We start from the raw sequence: 18,180 nt of genomic DNA on the forward strand, positions 1-18,180 counted from the left end.
CGTTCGCACCTAAAATTGCTCCAGGTATTCCCAATTTTCGGGCGGTGTTCATCCCTTCGGGCGCCTTCGGCGGTACAAAACGTTCCAGACGTTTTGTGAACCCTCTGCGCGGGTCAGTCCCGCTCCACCAATAAAAAACCCCATACCTTTCGGTATGGGGTTTCTGATTGGTGGAGCAGGGGGGATTTGAAATTGAGCCTTAAGTTTTTGAAAAATAATTAATAAATATTTATTAGTATTTTCTGATGTTTCTTCTGGTGTTGCTTTGCGTGATGGCTGTAGTTGAAGTTAGTGTAATTAATTAAAAGTTAAAAAAGTGACTATGTCTCTCCTGAGATTTGCCACTTCCTCTGGTTTAGCCTTTTCGAGGTACTTATAAATAGTCTCGTAACTCATCAAGGGGATCGGTTCTCTTTGGTGAGTTTTAGTTAATTTCCAAACTAAGTTTCGAGCACGAGTTCGTTCTGAGCCCCCATCAACACTATCGACTCTAGGAATAGAAGAGTTCTCTAATTCGTAGTCTTGTAGGATTTGTTTTTCAATGCTAGGAAATGGTAATAATAAAATATTCTCTAAACCTTCGATAAAGCTTTTGTCAGCTTTATCACCATCCAGTAGGGTTACAACGTTTTCGGAGGCCGCGAAAAAATTGAATCTAGCGTTTCGTTCCATCAAGTCAACTACTTGCTCACCTCCTCCCGCATATATTATTTGATATTCGTAAAAAGTAGGTTGCCCGGAAGAGGATATTAAGTATTCAATGTAATGTTTTAGTTGCTTATCCTCTGTTAGAATGTACTTGTCATACCCTTTGAATCCATACATGACGCTTTTTATAAAGTTATACGGCCTCAAATGTATTGTGGTTTTTTCTTCGTTAGGGATTTTTTCCATGTAGTACAGTTCATCGTCATTGAGCGTTTTCATCAACGCCAGTGAATGAGTTGTGAAAACAATATTTGTACTGAATTCAAGGCAGAGGGATCTTAGCCTTTCAACTAGTTTGGTTTGAGCTCGAGCATCCAATGAGATGTCTATTTCATCGATTACAATTAATTTTTTGTTTTTACTGATTTGCTTGTAAAGGTTGACTAAAAAGTATTCACCTGAGCTGAAATAGTCCTCTCTTATATAAAACCGTTCCTGTTCATCTTTTAGGATGAAGTAGTAAATGGTTTTCTTGATTTCAACTGACTTAAGCTGAGCAAACCGATAGCTCTCGTAAATGCTATGTAAAAATTCAATCAGATCAGTGGGTGTTTCATAATCCCCAACTGCAATTTTCGCCCTTAATTCTTCGTCAATATCAGCAAGTTTTCTAAAGTGATCAAAACGCTCGCCATGTGGCAGCGGTAGCTCAATATTTATCATCTGCTTAATTGACTCAGGGATTCTTTGCTTACTATCGATTCCTTTTAAAAAGCGATTATATTTAAAAACTATTTCTTCATTGTGCCAACTCAGGGAATATTTTATCGAACTATCTGGAGTGAATATTAGCGGCGCTGCCGTTTCTTGGAAGGTGCTATTGATTACCAAATTTCTAATGGCACGAATTAATGTTGTTTTACCTACGCTGTTCTTACCTGTTATGCAGGTTATTCCATTACGTGATAAGTCAAATCGCACTTCTTGGTGGTGTACGTGTTGTACGTTATTGACGTTTATAAGTATCTCCAATTTACTTGGCCGCCTTTCTGATAAACATGTCTATTACCGTATTTCCATATTTCCCTCTCAACTTTGATATGTAATTTTTATCCATCGAATTAACCCCAATTAGCTTTCCTGATAACGATGCGATAGCACGCTCGCGAATGCTAACAGAGTCCACTTCATTTAACGCTACCTGATTCGTCTTCGTGAAGAGGTCCACGAACTTAGAGCTGTCAGTGAGGTAAAAATATAAAGATGTTTCGATTTCTTTCTTATCTTGACTAGGTATTGTAATTTTGCCATCTGGTAGGATGGTAAATCCTAACAATCGAAAATAGCGTCCTTTTTTGTGGACTTTGGTTTTATCAGGATTGAGACTTACATTTGTGTTGATGTACTTGTGGAGTAGATCTTCTGTAGTTTTGGTCACTCGATCAACAAATTCGCTTGATTCGCCAGAAATTATAATGTCATCAGAATATCGAGAATAAATTAACCCGTTGTTTTCGCAATGAACTTGCAAAGCATTATCGAATTCATACAGGCAGATATTACTCAGAACCGGAGACGTTGAGAATCCCGCTGGAATATGATTGTCTACAACAACTAGTTTGAGAATTAAGGGTATGTATTCCTTTATATCAGAAATAGGGACATTGTTTAGTTGTTCTCTGAGCGAATGCTCAACATTCTCTCTTGTAATGCTCCCATAGAAATTTGATATATCAGTTTGAAAGAAGATTTTGCTACCGGCGTGTAGCTCTACCGCTTCACGAACACTTTTCCCTTTTCTGTAAGAAAAGACAACTTCTTTATTATAATCCGCATATTCGAAAACGGTGTTGTTCAAGAATCTATGAATATTTTTTAACTTTGGCGTTGGCGCATAGGTCTTCCTGCTTTTATGCTGAAAAATTTTGTATTCATTTTCAGTTTCAAGTGTTATCAACTCTTCTTGAGAAATCTTTTCATGAAATGTTGATCTAAATACCTCTATGAATTGGCGTTTTTCAGGCAACTTTTAGGTGCTCCATAGACTCCCTCAACTACTATTCTTATGATCCATTAGCGATAGAGACTCACGAATGACTCACCTATGTTTTTAGTTGGATGAGCAATTCGGGCTCGTAACTACGTTACAATGATGATCTTTATTAATCAATTATATTAATTTGTGGTTATTTTAGTCAGGTTGACTGTATTTGATTAGGAGAGGGAGCTCTTGGGAGTTTACTGAAGGCCGGGTTACTTGCTTACACCATGTTGTGTTAATAACGGTAGTTAACATCAACAATGGTGCAAGGGTAACATTCATCATAGCCCGTAGTGACCTGCGCCTTTGTGACTGGAGATGCTCCTAGTCGCGCTGGTATATTTATAATCTACATTAATTAGACAAAACATTCAACCTGCGTTTAGGTCAACGAGTCTGCTTAACATAAGAGTTCCAAATAAACTCTTCAAAGTTTCGAGCTGTGTGATTAATCCTGTCTCAGCGAATAGTAGTGTTACAAAAATAGCCACCGCAATGAAAAATCGAATGAAATAAATCATCTAGAATACCTTTTGTTGAGTTTGGTTCCTCATTGTATTCTGAATGACAAGCGACCATTTCGTGTTATGCAAGAAAAATCCCTTCATAAATTCACATTTTTGCTCTTGAGTTGTTGCAATTAGAGGCGCGATGGGAAATCAAAACCCAGACAGTACATAGGGAAGAGCCAAACTTTCCCAGATTCCCACATTTCGCAGGAGTATTAGACAAAGCGCAACTCGCGCTCGATTTCCGGTTTTTCGAATGCGTCCACCAGTTGGCAAAACAACAATATTCAATGCATATTTGTTTATCGATATGCGGCTAACTGAATCAAAAAAATGTTTTGAATTTTGGCATTTGTCAGATATCCCCTGTAGCGGCGGTACTACATCGAAAAGTAGTAGGGATTTTGGGTGCCCCCGATTTGAATACTTATTCATTTAACCCCCCCTCTAAAAAATACCAAGTTATGAAAAGTAAGTTAGAGGTGCGGTGTCCATCATACAGTCTTCAACTTTTACTACCCCCGGGCATAGAGTGGTGAATAACTATTCAGAATATAAGTACTCTTAATCTGACAAGAGTTATTGAGTTCTGGTCATGAAAGTTCAAATATAACCCCCTAGTTGATTGAGTACAGCTGTAAAAGACGTGCGAGAACTGAGTCGTAAATCGAACTTCTAGAGAAGGACCCGCCATAATACTTCTGTGTTCAATGTTATAAACGTGAATGGTGGGAACGTGTGAATCACATGGCTACGGCCCAGAAAAATTAATGTGTAGGCACTTCACAGAGAATGTTATTTGAGTTTCCCATTGGATCTGAAATGGGAATAGTTTGGTGAGTATCCCCTTTCTGAGCGCAATCAAAGATCGTCCAAAAGGGGAGTGGGGAGCTAGAATGTTTTGGAGACGCTTAAGCTTTCGAAGATTGACCCGAAAATAAAAATATAAATGCAGAGCTCCCTCAAGCTGCCAATACCCTCTGTACAGTCGAAAGAGCACAACCGCACTCTTTGGCAATGTTTCGTAAAGATAATCCATCTTGTTTCAACAATTGAATTCGCTGGTGCAAATCGGTATTGGTTGGTCTGCCTTTATACTTACCTTGGGCCTTTGCAAGTTGAATACCTTCCAACTGACGTTCTCTTATCATTGAGCGCTCAAATTGATAGACAGCACCTAACATACTTAACATGAGTTCCTGCATTGGGTTAGTCTCGCCAGTGAAAGTTAAATTCTCCTTGTGGAACTTTATTGAAACACCCATTCCGTTAATTTGCTTGACGAGGTTTAATAAGTCTTCAAGATTACGAGCTAGCCTGCTTATATCGTGGACATGAATAACATCGCCTTCGCGAACATAATCGAGCATGGATTTTAGTGCGGGCCTATTTGTATCTTTCCCGGAGCATTTATCTTCAAACGATTTATCTAGAGCAAACCCAGATAACTGTCTTTCTGCGTTTTGCTCAACCGTACTTACTCTGCTATAGCCAACATTAGCCATTTTATCCACCTGTACCGATTTAAGTCTAAGATGTTATAATTTAATTGTGCCGATAAATTAAATCAACTTAAATCGGTACTTATAGCAAAGAGTTCTGTATTCATGTTCTCTGTACTCGTTTGGGTATAGTTAAATCGGTTCTTTAATTTGGCGTAATCGATATTTGGTTATTAATATTTACCTTTACAGATTTCTAAATGTGTGACTAAACTACTGTGGTGAATATCATTTAACATATGGAGTTGGTAAATGGCCCTCTTGAAATGCAAAGAATGCGGTAAAGATGTTAGTTCAAAGGCAAAGTCGTGTCCCAACTGTGGTGCAAAACCTCCTAAGCAAACTTCTTTCCTTACTTGGCTTGTTACGATACTTATTGTGATTGGATTTGTCGGGGCTTTTATAGGTGAATCAAGTCTAACAGCCGAGCAAAGGGCAGCTAGGGACGAGCAAGTGAGGCTCAAACGTGAACAAGAAGAGGTCGCAAAAGCCGAGAGGGAAAAATTAAAAGCCAAAGAAGATGCTGAAAAGAAACTTAAGGGGTTTCATTGTTTGAGTTCATGGGATGGCTCGCATCGACAAGTAGCTTCATATGTTGAAAAGAATATGCGTGATCCTGATAGTTTTGAACATATCGAGACTGTCATAACACCAGTTGATGAAGACGGTAACCATCTTTTAAAAATGACCTATAGAGGTAAAAATGGATTTGGAGGAATGAGTGTAGAATCTGTTGTAGCTACTGTTTCTAATGATGACTGCAATGCCACAATCTTGAGTAGCAACTAATCTAGCATTTACACCAATAAATGCCTTATGTGCGAGCTGATAGATTTGATTGTCAACAGTTTCATTATTAATAATTAGCTGAAATCAAGTTGAATTATTTTTGATGGATTGCGATTAACGGCGGATTTAGATTTTTGATATGTCTTCTACGACAAGTATTTTGTAAATACTGTTCAATTTACCTCTAAGGTTTATCCATTTATCTATTGCTTCATTTCTCAATTCTACTTTTTCCAATTCTTCGAAGTTTTCACAGTAGCCTGTATCGATCTGAAGAGCCATATCATCTTTTCTTGTTTCAATGAAGTAAAGGTACAACTCAGCTTGCTGACAGAGTGACTTTATTAACAGCTTGTTTTCAGGATTTAAGAAATAGCCGAGTTTACGGATTTCTACAAAGTAACCACAAAGGACGTCAATGGTTTCAGTCCACCAAGGAAATCCATGCTGGTCATAGTATTTTCCTCTCGTTTCATCAAAAGTTATTTTTTCAAGTAGTGCTAAAAGCTCAGCCTTTTGGTTTAGTGTCGACTGATGTCTGGATAAAAAATATGATTTACCTGAAATGTACACAGCTAAGCCTGAAATTATTATTGGAATAGCTCCGTAAATCGCGGCTAATGGATCGGGAAGGTCAGAGAGCTCAAATGCTGTGATGCAAATAAGAAAAATAACTCCAAAGCTGAGAATAAAAATCAAAACTAAGTTATCGATACTAAATTGAAAATCTTTCCTGAAAAGTTGCATACGCTATCCTTGTAATTTTTATTGGCTTTGGGTGTGAAATTTTAATACTAGGTTTACTGTCAACAAGATTCAAACAATATACTTCCTTTGATTTTATAAATCTGACGGTACTTTCTACCAGAACCGGGAAGACGCTCTTTCGTTTTAAGTCGATTCTCTTTTAACTCACTGTCTCTTAGTTCAAGTGCTCCTATATCTCTTAAAAGCCGAGCAACACGAAGATGATCATTGCCCTTACAGATCACTTTTTCGAACGCATTTGGGAAAATATAATAAACGACTTCTTGGGTATCACCGTCAATTTGGCTCTTGTGATCAATGTGACGTCTGTATCCCCACATTTCTGAAGGAGAGGGTACATGGGTATCAATAATCGTGCTTTCGTTTTCTATAACTGGTTTTGTTGTTTTGTCCCAGCGTTTGAATTTTGAATCGCCATACATTTCAAGCTGTAATCTGAGGTCATTGAGGATCTGTGAATCTTCCATGTTACCTTCACCACCGCGATTTTTTAACCAAGAAAAAAAGCACTCTCTAGATGCAACATAGGCTTGTCCTTTTTCCCATCCTGTAATGCCCCATTGGGTTGCTAGTTCGCCAGCCATACCAACTAAAGCAAATTTTGCTGCGGCCCTTTGAACTTGACCTCCAGCTTCGTTAGATAAATTCTGGCTAACAAAATAGTCGACTTGCTTAACAAGATGAGCTGTCAATGTACTGAAGTTTTGTTTTACTAACTGTTGTATGAACGCTGGAAATGCAGAGCCATGGTATTTTTGCATTTCTCTTTTTAAGTGGTTTGATAATTCGGCCCCACCACTAAACTCATGGCAATGATTAAAAACCCCTTTGTGCTTTTTATCTGCTTCTGAATTCTGGAATGTGGCTTGTATTCCGAGAAAGCGCATCTCCATACCACCAGTAACTTTTTTTCCTCCTTCCAATAGGTATTGCTCTAATGTTTTTTCGCCGTTGGTTAAATAGGTAAGTTTCCATTTGTGTTGTGTGTCCCTTGCTTGGCCTCGGTCATTGGCTCGATGTTTACCTTGGCCGTTCCCCAGCATGTATATGATGTCTCCAATGATACGAGCGTCTACTTGGTTTATTTCATCAAGGGCCAGTAACATATCAGAGTGAGCTGAAGCCAAGCTTTCAAGTGCGTTATCAGTGGCTCTAAATGTACATTTGTAACTATCAGGATTGCCATAAACCGAGCAGGCTAAATCGAGTAAAGTTGATTTCCCCCAAGAGCTGTCGCCGTAATAATGAAAGCCCATTGATTCATACCCCATGAGCTCGACCAATGGCGCTGATAGGGCTGCGCTTACAGCGAAGAGCGCTAGCGGATTTCCATTGCAGTATTTACCAATATTCGATTTCCATTCACTCACATTACCTTTTGTTGATAGTTTGCAAAGAGATGGGTTTTCGCTGTAGTACATTGCATTTTGATATTCTCCGACAACAGAGTTGGGAAATACAAAAGAGTCCTTAAACCATCCCATTTTGTAAACCAAAGAAACGCGCCGGTCTGTTTGATATTCCTGCAAGTATTCCAGAATTTTTCTTTTGGCTTCCCTATGAGAGCTAATTGGTAATCCTCGGTCCATCAGGCCTCTAATTACCTCACCGCCTCCATCGGTTGCGAAGGATTGCATCGAAATATTCCAAAGCTTCTCTTCAGAATCGAAATCTTTAAACCTAATTAGGATGCCCCAATTTCTTCCATCTCCATTGCCACTTCTACTTCTAGCGACAATGTTAATGGGATCACATATTTTACGCCTGTTATCATTGGAGTCTGTAAACCAAACACCACTCTCATCTAGCCTGAAACCGTAAGGAACATTGTCTTTAGACTCTGGGACGAGGTGGGTTGGATTTATAAGAAGTAATCCTTGTGCGTTTGCCTGCTTCAGGTGGTTGGCTGTCCAGCCCATTTCCAAAGCTTCGAAAGCGTCAGCCTTTTCTGGCCAGTGTCCCGTTGACTCCCAATCTGTAGCATTCACTGGATGGTTGTTTTTAAAAAATTCCAAATTTATTTGAGATGTTTGCTGAACATTAACTTTAGTCAACTGTGTATGCAATTGAGGAATCGTTTGATCTCCAGCGCTATCATTATCAGGCCATAAAATAACTTTCTTGTTTTTCAGAGGTTCAAAATCCGTTTTTTCAATGGCCTTTGAGCCACCTGACCAGCTCGTTACAAAGCATGATGGAAAAAGCATAGAACAGGCATCGGCAGCTTTTTCACCTTCACATATAACAACAGTTTCTTGGCCTATAAATGTTTCTAATCTGTACAAAGGTCGGTTTTTTGGGAGTTGTCTCCAGTGCCAGCGTGGGGTTTGGTTACCAAGCTTCCCATAGGTCAAAGGGCGAAAGTCTTTTTTCCTTTGGCCATTTTGCTTTGATTCAAAACGCATAACCCGCATAAGAAGCTGACCTTCAGCAGATAAGTAATCCCATAGAGTGACAGGATCCCCTAGTTTTGGGTGGTTCTTGGGACATAAGGCGATTGATTCTAGTGGGGGAGGGTAAATTGGGGCAAAGGCTTGATTGGTTGTTGTCTTGCCAGTATCCGGTTGCGGTGAAACATCAATATTGGTGTTCCCCAAAAAGGCGACTAAAGACTTTGCCGCTTCACTTTGATTGCACCTTTCTACATATGCCACAAGACTAATTAGATCAGAACCACCATCGTCTGTGGAAAAGTCCTTCCACACACCGTTGTTTAAATTAATGGAAAAAGAACCTTTTGAATGGTCTTTTCTGGTGGGGTTCAACGCAACCCACTCATGGCCATTCCGAGAACCATCTGGAGTCCAATGCCTTACTACTTGTTCAGCATTTAAAAGAGCTTTTTGGTTAATATCTTTATAATTAATTTTAGACATAGAAATCCCGATCCCCCGATATCGGGGGGATTAAAATCAATAGTTGGGGGTAGGTGTTAAGCCGCTGGAATAGTAATTTCTTCGTAACCGAAATAGTTAATTAGAAGTTCCCTGACTTTATCGATGTTCTGCTGCTCTCGATGCAACCAGTAGCGGTTGTAAATGGTAGAAATTCCTTTGTACCCTTTGACCGACTCGGTTTTACCGGCAACCAAGATACCTAAATTATTTCTGATACCAGAAATAGTTGAGTTTAGGCAGGTATCATGGAGGATTGAAGCCGCTTCGAATCTATTGAGCGAACCACCTTCGTAGAGAAAATGGAGTATCCTTGCAATTTTTACTGGTTCTTTATTTGAAGGTGGGACTAATGAAACGATCATAACAATGCTCCTAAGCCGCTTTTTGGCGAGCATTAAGTAGCTCCCCAATAAGTTCGCGAATCTGATCATTATTCCTACCCGCCGCTCTGGCTTTCAGAACAGCATTAATTTCATGCTCATACCATCCTACAGCACGACAACCTAGGCTAAATGGAGGAGGGATAAGTGAGTCATTAATCAATCGATACAGAGATGTTGAGGAGATGCCAAGTACAGCCATAACCTCGTTTTTGCGAATAACTTTAAAAAATGGAGTTTCTTGATACATGTCAGTATTCCTAGTGGTTAACTGACACTCTATTGTTCACATCTAAAGGCAAATAAATACAGGAAAAAACTTTTAGATTTGAAAACTTTTTCGGGTATTAATAATTGAGGCTTCTGACTTGATTAAGTCTATGCTCCAAGTCTGGAGTCGGTTGATTCATAGATTCGTATAAAATCTCTATCAGCTTACGTAATGCCGCTTCACTTCCTCTTGGCTTCCTCCCATTTAAAAAGTAGTCCCATGTGTCTACTACTTGCTTAATAAAAAAGATTGGTGTTCTGGTTCTACTGTAATCAATTAAGTTTTCTTTGAGGTGATGGTCGGCAGCAGTTTCGATCAAATGCAAAAACTCCAGCACATCAAAGGAATCCAGATTTTCCAATTTTCCTTTAAATATATGTGGTAGTCCAAGTCGTAAATCAGACGCCACAAATGATCTTATATCTGAATCAAGTTCGATGAACTTTTTGATTGAAGAGGTAATAGATTGTTTAAATTTTTGCAACTGACGATTTTGAACATGGCTAGGGTTTGTTTTATCCCTGTTAATACGCAACAAAGATAGTCGAGCCTGCTCCATTCGGGCATGAGACATCAATCGTTTAATAAAAGCATCGGTGTCCTCAAATTCAAATTTACTCGTTATTTTTAAGAGTTCCGTTTTGGACTTTTGACTAAATTCAAATTGTCCAAGCCAAACTGAATTTTGCTTTGCGCTATCCTCCATCAATTCTATATATTCGTCGATATTTGGCAGCACATCATCTCTGGTATATTGGTAAAACTCACCGCACTCATTGTCTTCAACAGACTCGGTATCGGGTGAGTTTTCACAACCTTTCTTTTGCAGAGATTTAATATTGATTTTCAAAACGTTGCCTCACTCCATTGAATATTTATAAAAAGGATAGCGACGGGAAGCTATCCTGTAATCTTTCAATCATTAAGCTTGTTCTTCTCATTCAGTAGCTCGGTAAATTCACTCTCAATTTGTTTTATCTGATCTTCCACTAGCCAAATATTACTGCCCAATGTTGCATGACTAATACATGAATATTGGTCGTTTACCGTCAGTGTTTCTAAGACCGCTTTCGTTTGTGAAAGTAGTCGCATGATGTTTTCTTCTCTGTTAGCTGAATCGGCACCCAATAAATTATTTTGGCTGTTGGAAGTCATAATTTTCACCTTTATTTTGTGTTGACTAATTTAAGACCACTTTTCGAGTTAGCAATTCCCATATTCCCTATGGCAGCTTCCTCTATATGATTTGACCACCAGGTCATTAGTGTTTTTCTTCTTTCTAAGTAGTCGGCGCGGTTATACGTGCGCCTAACTTCATTTTGATCCACATGCGCTAAAGCAGCTTCAATAATGTCAGGGGCGAATCGTTGTTCATTCAATATTGTGCTCGCGAGCGCTCTCAAACCGTGTGATACGAGTTTTCCAGCATATCCCATACGTTTTATCGCCATGTTGGCTGTTTGTGCGTTTGAGTGTGTTTTTGGGTTCCTATCTGATGGGAAAAGGTATAGCCTGTGTCCACTAATGGGCTTTAACGTTTCTAACAAGCTCAATGTATGTTCTGATAATGGAACGATATGTTCCCGTTTTTTCTTCATTCTTTCCGCGGGAATAATCCAGAGATTATTTTTAAAATCAATTTCTGACCATTTGGCTCCAGCAGCCTCAGAAGGGCGAACCATAGTATGTAGTTGCCATTCAATAAGGCAGCGCGTTACCAACTTGATACTCGCGGAATTTAGCCTCTTCATAAAATCGGGTAGTTCGTTCGGTCTTATTGTTGCCATGCTTTTCTTCTTTGGTGACTCAAAAGCCTGATTAATACCCGAAAGTGGATTACTAAAAATAACACCGGTATTCACCGCAAACGTCATTATTTCATTTAATCTTTGGCACAACCTTTTTACTGTTTCTAATTTCCCCTTGGCTGCAATTGGATTGAGAACTTCAATCGCGCTGGGCGCACTTATTTTACTTATGGGGTAATTGCCTAATTTGGGGAAGATATGATTTTCAAGAGAATTCCACAGGTCTTCTCCGTAATCGAAAGTGACCTTGGTTTTCTTTACATTGAACCAATCGGTAGCGACTTTTTTTAGTGTATTTAAGTGTTCTCGTTCAGATGCTTTAGAAGCTTGGTCTTTGTGCTCCTTAGGATCGATATCACTGGCCAGCAGCTCTCTATATTGAAGCCTCTTTTGCCTTGCATGAGCAAGCGATACTTCAGGGTAAGCACCTAAACTAAGGTTTTTTCTCTTTTTGGTGAATGGGTGGTAATAGTTGAATAACCATAACTTTGAGCCTCTGGGTTTGACTCTAAGAATCAGCCCATCTCCATCAGAAAGGTTAAACTCCTTCTCACGGGGCTTTACTTGTTGAATTTCGGTATTGGTAAGAGGTTTAACAACTTTAGCCATTTTAGTAACACCAGATAAGTAACATCAGGATATGTGTTACTTTAAATGTTACTATAAAGATGGGTTGCAGAGGAATGATTAGATATCTTTAGAAACTTAAAAGCCCTTTAAATCCTTGAATTTAAAGGGCTTATAGTGTTTCAGGAAACTTCCTGAAATCTTAGTGTGGTGGAGCAGGCGGGACTTGAACCCGCGTCCGCAATACCTACATCCTCGGTCCTACATGTGTAGTCTGTCTTTTATTTAACCAGTTGAACTCCGACAAACAGGATTTCTCGTGGCTGGTCTGATACTGTTTCGCGGTTCACCCTCAGACGAGGTTCCCTCGCTAGTCTTTTAGTATGACCTCCCGAGCCTTCACGAAAAGACAACGGCTGAAGTGGGAGGGCCTATGCAGGTTATTAAGCTGCTAGTGCGTAGTTTTCGTCGTTTGCGACTATTTATTTGCGGCTTTTTACGAGGCCAACCGCCCCTCGACATGCACCTTGGGTTTCGTGTATCCCGTCGAATCCTAATCTGCCCCAATCTTGTAAGGGAGACTAAGGTTGTTTAAACCATCCCTGGTGAGCTGTTCCTGCCAGACGTCCTTTGTCTGGCGTTCGCCCCTAAAATTGCTCCAAGTATTACTCCGGACTCCTGTCCTTCGTTCCTACCGGAACCAGCTAAAGCTGTTTAAAAATGTTCCAGACATTTTTATCGCAATTTTCGAGCGGCGCTCACCCTAATCTGCCCCAATTCTTTTCACATAACCCTTTATCGGCTTATGTTGTCAAAACTGGTGTAGAACACTTGCTTGTATTTAAATACATAGCAACGCTGTTCGAGGTTTTCAACCCAGAGTCCACTGATTTTATGGCTGTTGCCATACCCCTCAGTGAAAAAGGGGGAAGGAGGTTAACACAAAACTGACAGGCTGCAAATAGCCGGCTCAGGCTTTGTGTTTCATCATGCGTTCTTTTTGTCGCGCCCAGTCACGGTCCTTAATGGAATCGCGTTTGTCATGGGTTTGTTTACCCTTGGCAAGGTGTATTTCTACTTTTACCCAGCACTTTTTCCAGTACATGGCGGTTGCCACGACGGTATAACTCTGACGTTCAACACTGCCTACCAGGCGGTTGAGTTCGCGGCGGTGTAAAAGGAGTTTCTTAGGGCGAACCGGATCACATATCACGTGAGATGACGCTGATTCCAGTGGTGTAATTCGGCAATTAAGTAAATGCGCTTCCCCATCTTTGACATGCACATACACGTCACTCAGGTTTACTTTACCGGCCCGGATACTTTTTATTTCCCAGCCCTGTAAAGCGACCCCGGCTTCTAACTTTTCTTCTAAGAAAAAGTCGTGACGGGCACGCTTATTCAGTGCGATAGTTCCGCTTGTGTTAGATTTATTCTGCTTTTTCTTCATGGCGGCGTATTATACGCAGTCGTAAATAATTGTCTTCTAGTTTGTTGCATCAAATCGTAAGTTACATGTTACTATTTCTGTTTTTTGTTATCAGACCCATAAGGAAATAAGATCTCATGCCAGCGGTTAATCGCAGCGCCCTTGTACCATACAGTGCTGCGAAAATGTATGACTTAGTCAATGATGTTACGCAATATCCGCAGTTTCTGCCTGGTTGTGAAGATGCCCGCATATTGGAGCAGGAAGAGCAGTTAATGGTAGCGTCTTTGTTAGTATCTAAAGCCGGTGTAAAGCAGTGGTTCACGACCCGCAATGAACTCACCAAAGATAGTGCGATTAGTATGAATTTGCAGGATGGTCCCTTTAAACAATTGACCGGTGGCTGGCGATTTACAGAACTGGCCGAAAACGCCTGCAAAATTGAGCTGGAACTGGAATTTGAATTCAGTAACTCTCTGGCACAACTGGCATTTGGGAAGGTGTTTAGTACTCTGGCCAATAATATGGTTAAAGCATTTACTGAACGGGCAAAGGAGATTTACCGTGGCTGAAAATACACCACCAGATACTGCTATTGAGTCGCAGGAAGCTGAAAGTAAGACTGCAAAAGTGGAAGTGGTATTTGCGTTACCCGATAAACAAACCCTCCTGGATGTTGTGGTTGCTGCAGGCAGTTCCGTTGAAGAAGTTATTCAGGAGTCAGGGATGTTACAGCGTTATCCTGAGATTGACCTGACCCAAAATGCGGTGGGTATCTGGAATCGCACCTGTAAGTTATCTGATACCGTGAAAGACGGTGATCGCATAGAAATTTATCGCCCTTTGATTGCCGATCCCAAAGAGGCCAGGCGCAGACGGGCAGAGAAAGCAAAAGAGGAAGGCCGGGCGGATAAAGTTACCGGAGGAAGAGCTAAAAGGTAATAGCTCTTCGACAATCAGTATAGAGTTTTAGATGTCTAATGGCGTATTAAAGTCTTCCGGTTCGTCAAAGTCGCCGGTCATTTTAGCCAGTTTGCCATCGTCAAAATGTAACACCAGATCTTTGCGGAAGTCTTCACCGCGGGATTTCATGCCGCGTTTAATTTTGTAGATGTAGTAATAGGTGTTTTCGTCGAAGCTGTCGCGTAATACTGGTGCGCCCAGAACAAATTGTACCTGTTCTTTGGTCATGCCAATGCGCAATTTGTCCACGTCATCCTGAATAACATAGTTTCCCTGACCGACATCAATTCTGTATATCCAACTGGAACAACCGGAAATGGCAACTGCCAGAATTAATGATAATAACAACTTTAACTTCATGCTTCTCTTTTCGTTCCTGAGTGGAAAACCGCTGTGAATCCTACTGTTTAATGACAACGACATCAACTCAATTGTTCCCGGTGGTTTTATTTTTATTGGATTTCGCGTGCCTGCAACCCGTGTGGTCGAATTAACTTACCGGTATTCGGTACTGAAGAGGTTCACTGCAAAGGTACTGATAACTACCAAGGAGCAAAAGCGGGCAGGGCACCTATATGCCCTGTATATACAGAATGTTTTAGCCGTATTAGTTTTGTAGCAAGGCCCGGGCGTTAGCAATGGCTGTATCGGTGAGAATATCGCCTGCTAATAACCTTGCTAATTCTTCTACGCGTTTGTCTTCGTCCAGCGGAGTCATATGTGTTTCTGTGGTTTTGCCATCAGAAAACTTAGTTACCAACATCTGGTTGCGCGCCTTGGCAGCTACTTGTGGTAGGTGGGTGACACAAAATACCTGAGCTTCGTTATCTCCCAGGGTTTTCAGCAAGTCGCCTACCACCGAAGCGGTACTGCCACTGATCCCGGTATCCACTTCATCAAATATTAATGTGGGCACCGCGTGAGTTTTGTTGCCCAACACCTGCAATGCCAGACCAATTCTGGAAAGCTCACCACCTGATGCGGCCTTTTCCAGTTTTTCCATGTTCATACCCTTATTACTGCACAACAAGAACTCAATATGATCGTGCCCCTTGCTGTTTATCTTATCTCTGTGGCTGTCGGTAACAGCAATTTCAAATTCCGCGTCTGGCATGTTCATACGGCGAATTTCAGTTGCTACGGCTTTTTGCAATCGCTTAGCCACTTTGCAACGGGTTGTATGTAGTTTGTCAGCCACTAGCAGGTAATCATTTTTCAATGTCTGCAGTTCTTCCTGCAGGGCTTCACCCTTGTTTTCGCTGTCAAATAGTGACTGATACTCTGCTTTTAATTCCTGATGATGTTGGTACAGACTTTCTGGCTGAACCAGGTGCTTTCTGGCTAACTCTATCGCCTTGGAATAACGCAGTTCGGTTTGTTGCATTTTCAGCGGGTCAATTTCCAGACATTCCACGTAATTTGACAGCTCAACACCGGCTTCAGCAATATTGATTTGCGCTTCCTGTAGCATTAATTGCAATGGTTTTAAGCTTTCATCGTGTTCCACCAGATCAGTGATGCGCTCCAGGCAGCGAGAAATGATGCTGGCGGCATTACCCTGTTCTGACTCACACAATTCGTGGTAACTGATCTGAGAGTCTTCCAGCAATGACTGGCTGTGGCTCATTTTGCGAAACTCGGTTTCCAGCGATTCAAATTCGTTGTCCAACAGGCCGAATTCATCTAGTTCGGTAAGCTGATATGACAGCAGGTTTTTACGATCTTCGCTGCGTTGTCGCATCTGATTCAACTGTTCCAGTTCCTGTTGTACCTTGTTGTGTCGGGTTACCAGGCTTTTTAGGTCGCTCAGTTGCTGTTGAATGATTTCGTCGCTGTCCAGTAAAGCCCGTTGTGCCTCACTTTTTAATAAGGCCTGATGAGCGTGTTGACCGTGAATGGCTACCAGTCTTGGGCCAAGCTCTTTGAGTTGTTGCAAGGGCACCGGGCTGCCATTGATGTAGGCTCTTGAACGTCCTTCACTGGAGATTACCCTGCGCAGAATACAGGTGTCGTCATGATCGTCTAAATCGTGCTCCTGCAGCCAGGTCAGACAGCGAGGATTGTTTTTGATATTAAAACAGGCGGTGATTTCGGCTTTTTTAGCCCCTTTACGCACGCTGTTGCCTTCGGCCCGTTCACCTAAACACAGACCCAGGGCATCAATTGCAATGGATTTACCAGCACCGGTTTCGCCGGTTATGGCAGTCATCCCTTGTTTAAACTCAATATCCAGAGATTTTACGATGGCAAAGTTTTTAACGGAAAGTTGTGTAAGCATATCCAAAACCATGTATAGGTATACAGTTAACTGTAAATATATACATGTTTTTATTACTGTCTAGTGTTTGTGCAAAAAATATTTACATAAACGAGTAATATTGCTCAGTAAAGTTTACTGCCCCAGTTAAGTTTGGTGCGCAATACATTAAAGTAGCTATATCCCTTGGGGTGGATGAGATGCAGTGAACTGGGATTTTTGCGGATCAGGATTTCATCGCCTGGTACCACAGCCAGCATGACATGACTGTCACAGCTTACCTGCAGGTTTTCGGTGTTGTCGTTTGATACTTTTAAGACTATCTCGCTATTGGCATCCACTACAATCGGGCGGCTGCTGAGTGTGTGGGGAAACATAGGTACTATCGCCAGGGCATCCAGGTTTGGGGTCAGGATTGGGCCACCACCCGATAGTGAATATGCGGTTGATCCCGTTGGCGTTGCGACAATCAGGCCGTCTGAGCGTTGGCTGAACACGAACATGTCATCGACGTATAACTCGAATTCCATCATGTGCGCCACTTTAGTATGGTGCAATACCGCTTCGTTGATAGCGGCGTTGCTGCTTTTGAGTTCGCCGTGACGATGAACTTCTACTTCCAGCAAAAAGCGCTCTTCACTGTTAAATTTGCCGTCGAATATGTCGGTCATCTGACGTTCAATTTCGTCGGGTGCGATATCAGTTAAAAAGCCAAGATTGCCTCGGTTAACACCCACTACGGCTACGTCAAAACGCGATAAAACCCGTGCTGCGCCCAGCATGTTGCCATCACCACCCACCACAATAGCCAGTTGTGCACTTTTACCGATAGACACCATGTCCCGTACTTGCAGATCATTTTCATCGAGGACATTGGCAACGCGCTCTTCCACCAATACTGTGCAACCCTCTTTTTTCAGGAATTTGTACAGAATTCGCAGACTTTCGCTGGCGCCAGAATGATTAGGCTTACCAATCAGACCAACGGTTTCAAACATTGGGGGCATAGTGTTGGCTCAAGGAAAAAGTTAAAACAAACAAGCTTGTTATACACCAATTAGATTTCAAACCACAAGATCATTGCCTTTTATCGGGGCATTTCTGAACAATATTAAAAATATGACAAATTGTAACTTGAATCATCTGTAACCATCCCCATCTAGCTCCCTAATTCAATTTTCATACATTTTCGGATTGCAAAATCATGAGTAACGACGTTCAAAATGACAAAGCAGTAAACCCTGAAGAGATGCAGCCAGAAGCGGTTGAAAATGAATCTCAGGAGTTACCTCAAGGTGAAACCGTTGACGCGGTATTAGAAACCGTAGAGCAGCAGCGTATCGCAGAGCTG

At 41.2% G+C, this 18,180-nt stretch carries 17 protein-coding genes and 1 other RNA gene; 3 read left to right on the plus strand and 15 right to left on the minus strand.

What is annotated here, in order from left to right; genetic code table 11:
- Positions 1 to 297 precede the first annotated feature (297 nt).
- The 3 genes from LJ740_RS18320 to LJ740_RS18330 form a co-directional block, all read right to left on the minus strand.
- Positions 298 to 1,680: an AAA family ATPase gene (locus LJ740_RS18320; protein ID WP_229530588.1), complete on the minus strand. Its 1,383-nt coding sequence runs from the start codon at positions 1,678 to 1,680 to the stop codon at positions 298 to 300.
- A gap of 1 nt (position 1,681) precedes the next feature.
- Entirely contained in the window at positions 1,682 to 2,674 is a 993-nt protein-coding gene (locus tag LJ740_RS18325) for a reverse transcriptase family protein (protein ID WP_229530589.1), read from the minus strand.
- 1,486 nt (positions 2,675 to 4,160) lie between these two features.
- Positions 4,161 to 4,703, minus strand: coding sequence for a recombinase family protein (locus LJ740_RS18330; RefSeq protein ID WP_229530590.1), 543 nt, complete (start codon positions 4,701 to 4,703; stop codon positions 4,161 to 4,163).
- Positions 4,704 to 4,952: 249 nt separating this feature from the next.
- Here LJ740_RS18330 and LJ740_RS18335 point away from each other — a divergent pair, with 249 nt between their 5' ends.
- Entirely contained in the window at positions 4,953 to 5,489 is a 537-nt protein-coding gene (locus LJ740_RS18335; protein ID WP_229530591.1) for a zinc ribbon domain-containing protein, read from the plus strand.
- Positions 5,490 to 5,615: 126 nt separating this feature from the next.
- Here the strand turns inward: LJ740_RS18335 and LJ740_RS18340 are convergent, their stop codons facing one another.
- The 9 genes from LJ740_RS18340 to smpB form a co-directional block, all read right to left on the minus strand.
- Positions 5,616 to 6,236 carry a hypothetical protein gene (locus tag LJ740_RS18340; protein WP_229530592.1) on the minus strand — a complete coding sequence of 207 codons (621 nt, stop codon included), beginning with the start codon at positions 6,234 to 6,236 and terminating at the stop codon, positions 5,616 to 5,618.
- A gap of 59 nt (positions 6,237 to 6,295) precedes the next feature.
- A complete protein-coding gene (locus LJ740_RS18345; RefSeq protein ID WP_229530593.1) occupies positions 6,296 to 9,133 on the minus strand; it encodes a DUF927 domain-containing protein in 2,838 nt (945 codons plus the stop codon).
- 56 nt (positions 9,134 to 9,189) lie between these two features.
- On the minus strand, positions 9,190 to 9,516 hold the full coding sequence (locus LJ740_RS18350) for a hypothetical protein (protein WP_229530594.1): 327 nt from the start codon (positions 9,514 to 9,516) through the stop codon (positions 9,190 to 9,192).
- A gap of 10 nt (positions 9,517 to 9,526) precedes the next feature.
- A complete protein-coding gene (locus LJ740_RS18355; protein WP_229530595.1) occupies positions 9,527 to 9,784 on the minus strand; it encodes a helix-turn-helix transcriptional regulator in 258 nt (85 codons plus the stop codon).
- Positions 9,785 to 9,881: 97 nt separating this feature from the next.
- Positions 9,882 to 10,655 carry a hypothetical protein gene (locus tag LJ740_RS18360; RefSeq protein ID WP_229530596.1) on the minus strand — a complete coding sequence of 258 codons (774 nt, stop codon included), beginning with the start codon at positions 10,653 to 10,655 and terminating at the stop codon, positions 9,882 to 9,884.
- Between the two features lie 65 nt (positions 10,656 to 10,720).
- On the minus strand, positions 10,721 to 10,960 hold the full coding sequence (locus LJ740_RS18365) for a hypothetical protein (RefSeq protein ID WP_229530597.1): 240 nt from the start codon (positions 10,958 to 10,960) through the stop codon (positions 10,721 to 10,723).
- 11 nt (positions 10,961 to 10,971) lie between these two features.
- Complete coding sequence (locus tag LJ740_RS18370; RefSeq protein WP_229530598.1) at positions 10,972 to 12,222, minus strand: integrase domain-containing protein; 1,251 nt, start codon at positions 12,220 to 12,222, stop codon at positions 10,972 to 10,974.
- 166 nt (positions 12,223 to 12,388) lie between these two features.
- Positions 12,389 to 12,745: a transfer-messenger RNA gene (gene ssrA / locus LJ740_RS18375) on the minus strand.
- A gap of 405 nt (positions 12,746 to 13,150) precedes the next feature.
- Positions 13,151 to 13,630: an SsrA-binding protein SmpB gene (gene smpB, locus LJ740_RS18380; RefSeq protein WP_229530599.1), complete on the minus strand. Its 480-nt coding sequence runs from the start codon at positions 13,628 to 13,630 to the stop codon at positions 13,151 to 13,153.
- A 116-nt stretch (positions 13,631 to 13,746) separates the two neighbouring features.
- On the opposite strand from smpB, the gene LJ740_RS18385 reads away from it, so the two are divergent.
- Entirely contained in the window at positions 13,747 to 14,181 is a 435-nt protein-coding gene (locus LJ740_RS18385; protein WP_229530600.1) for a type II toxin-antitoxin system RatA family toxin, read from the plus strand.
- A gap of 22 nt (positions 14,182 to 14,203) precedes the next feature.
- Positions 14,204 to 14,551 (plus strand): RnfH family protein, encoded by a 348-nt coding sequence (locus tag LJ740_RS18390; RefSeq protein ID WP_377307010.1) that lies wholly within the window; start codon positions 14,204 to 14,206, stop codon positions 14,549 to 14,551.
- 27 nt (positions 14,552 to 14,578) lie between these two features.
- On the opposite strand, the gene LJ740_RS18395 is transcribed toward LJ740_RS18390, so the two are convergent.
- From LJ740_RS18395 to nadK, 3 genes are all read right to left on the minus strand, one after another.
- Positions 14,579 to 14,932 (minus strand): outer membrane protein assembly factor BamE, encoded by a 354-nt coding sequence (locus LJ740_RS18395; protein ID WP_229530601.1) that lies wholly within the window; start codon positions 14,930 to 14,932, stop codon positions 14,579 to 14,581.
- A gap of 247 nt (positions 14,933 to 15,179) precedes the next feature.
- The gene (recN, locus tag LJ740_RS18400; RefSeq protein WP_229530602.1) at positions 15,180 to 16,850 is read right to left on the minus strand and encodes a DNA repair protein RecN; all 1,671 of its coding nucleotides are present in this window, start codon (positions 16,848 to 16,850) and stop codon (positions 15,180 to 15,182) included.
- A 104-nt stretch (positions 16,851 to 16,954) separates the two neighbouring features.
- Positions 16,955 to 17,836, minus strand: coding sequence for an NAD(+) kinase (nadK, locus tag LJ740_RS18405; RefSeq protein WP_229530603.1), 882 nt, complete (start codon positions 17,834 to 17,836; stop codon positions 16,955 to 16,957).
- Between the last annotated feature and the right edge of the window lie 344 nt (positions 17,837 to 18,180).

Source organism: Planctobacterium marinum (assembly GCF_020687805.1).
Taxonomy (GTDB): domain Bacteria; phylum Pseudomonadota; class Gammaproteobacteria; order Enterobacterales; family Alteromonadaceae; genus Planctobacterium; species Planctobacterium marinum.

Bases quoted from the DNA above. Each gene is read 5' to 3' on its own strand.
- LJ740_RS18330 (WP_229530590.1), bottom strand. From the start codon at position 4,703: ATGGCTAATGTTGGCTATAGCAGAGTAAGTACGGTTGAGCAAAACGCA.
- LJ740_RS18335 (WP_229530591.1), top strand. From the start codon at position 4,953: ATGGCCCTCTTGAAATGCAAAGAATGCGGTAAAGATGTTAGTTCAAAG.
- LJ740_RS18340 (WP_229530592.1), bottom strand. From the start codon at position 6,236: ATGCAACTTTTCAGGAAAGATTTTCAATTTAGTATCGATAACTTAGTT.
- LJ740_RS18345 (WP_229530593.1), bottom strand. From the start codon at position 9,133: ATGTCTAAAATTAATTATAAAGATATTAACCAAAAAGCTCTTTTAAAT.
- LJ740_RS18350 (WP_229530594.1), bottom strand. From the start codon at position 9,516: ATGATCGTTTCATTAGTCCCACCTTCAAATAAAGAACCAGTAAAAATT.
- LJ740_RS18355 (WP_229530595.1), bottom strand. From the start codon at position 9,784: ATGTATCAAGAAACTCCATTTTTTAAAGTTATTCGCAAAAACGAGGTT.
- LJ740_RS18365 (WP_229530597.1), bottom strand. From the start codon at position 10,960: ATGACTTCCAACAGCCAAAATAATTTATTGGGTGCCGATTCAGCTAAC.
- LJ740_RS18370 (WP_229530598.1), bottom strand. From the start codon at position 12,222: ATGGCTAAAGTTGTTAAACCTCTTACCAATACCGAAATTCAACAAGTA.
- smpB (WP_229530599.1), bottom strand. From the start codon at position 13,630: ATGAAGAAAAAGCAGAATAAATCTAACACAAGCGGAACTATCGCACTG.
- LJ740_RS18385 (WP_229530600.1), top strand. From the start codon at position 13,747: ATGCCAGCGGTTAATCGCAGCGCCCTTGTACCATACAGTGCTGCGAAA.
- LJ740_RS18395 (WP_229530601.1), bottom strand. From the start codon at position 14,932: ATGAAGTTAAAGTTGTTATTATCATTAATTCTGGCAGTTGCCATTTCC.
- recN (WP_229530602.1), bottom strand. From the start codon at position 16,850: ATGCTTACACAACTTTCCGTTAAAAACTTTGCCATCGTAAAATCTCTG.
- nadK (WP_229530603.1), bottom strand. From the start codon at position 17,836: ATGCCCCCAATGTTTGAAACCGTTGGTCTGATTGGTAAGCCTAATCAT.